The 1,036-nt window shown below is 68.9% G+C and carries 1 protein-coding gene; it reads right to left on the bottom strand.

Annotated elements, in window-relative coordinates; translation table 11 throughout:
* Positions 1 to 181: 181 nt before the first annotated feature.
* Entirely contained in the window at positions 182 to 823 is a 642-nt protein-coding gene (locus AB0903_RS34325; protein ID WP_366708748.1) for an antibiotic biosynthesis monooxygenase, read from the bottom strand.
* Between the last annotated feature and the right edge of the window lie 213 nt (positions 824 to 1,036).

The following is a 1,036-nucleotide window of genomic DNA, read 5'->3' as shown; positions in this document are numbered from 1 at the left end:
CAGACCTCCCAGGGCGACGACCCGCAGCCCTCCGGCGGGCAGCGGAGGAGCGGCTTTCAATTCGGGATGTGGATGACTCATACGCCGACGCTACCGAAGAGTCGCGGAGATGATCCATCAGGGGCGTGCCCCGGAGCCCGTTGACGGATCACGCGGGTGGGACGCGGCCGCCTCAACCGGATCACCCGGCCGGCCGGGACAGGGAGCGGTGGAGCCGGTACCTGCTTCCGTGCGTGAGCCGCACACCGGGAGTGCCGGAGAAGATGTCGTGTACGGCGTCGTGGCCGCCGGCCTCGGCCGCTTCCTCGTGCGCCTCGGGGCTGCTCCACTCCGTGTAGAGGAGGACCCGGCTGCCGTCGGTGCTCAACAGGAAGTGCGCGGAGATCGCCCCGGGGTGAGCCTCTTCCTTGGACTGGGCGGCAATGACGCTCTCAGCGAAGTGCTGCTGCCGTTCGGGACCGTCCACGTCGAAAGCGGCGGTGACGAGGCAGCCGGGGACCCGCACGTCGACGTCCTGGGTGAGGCTGCGGTGGATCCGGTAACGCGGCGGCCCTGCAAAGCCCGCGGCGAAGCCGTTCACCCGCAGAAAGGCGTCGGTCGCGGTGTCACTTGTCCACTGGGCGCAGGTCAGCAGCGTCGTCGCGTCCAGGCTGAGAAACCACGAGAGTCCCACCAGCCCCTGGACCAGGGGCGCGGAGTCGTACTCGGCTGTGTCGGCGTCGGCCATCCGCCGCAAGCTTGCCGAATCGCCCGCGTATCGGGTCGAGACGATGACGGTGCGGGCGTCCGGCCGACCGATGTCGGGGTAGGTGGAGGTGTTCACACTGCTCTCCTGCCGGGGGTGAGAGGCGGTCCGGGGTGGTGGCTTCTTCCTCGGGGGGCCGGAAGGCAGTTGCCTCAGGGAGCCCCACGGTATGCGTCGAACGTTCATCGCCATGGCTTCAGAGGACCGTCTCTGCCTCGTCGTACCGGTCCACGGGTACGGTCTTCAGTGTCCTGGTGGCCTCGGCGAGGGGCACCATCGTGATGTCGGTGC

Source organism: Streptomyces sp. NPDC048389 (assembly GCF_040706335.1).
Taxonomy (GTDB): domain Bacteria; phylum Actinomycetota; class Actinomycetes; order Streptomycetales; family Streptomycetaceae; genus Streptomyces.
Note: the sequence above shows the minus strand (reverse complement) of the source record. Positions and strands in the feature narration are given on the sequence as shown.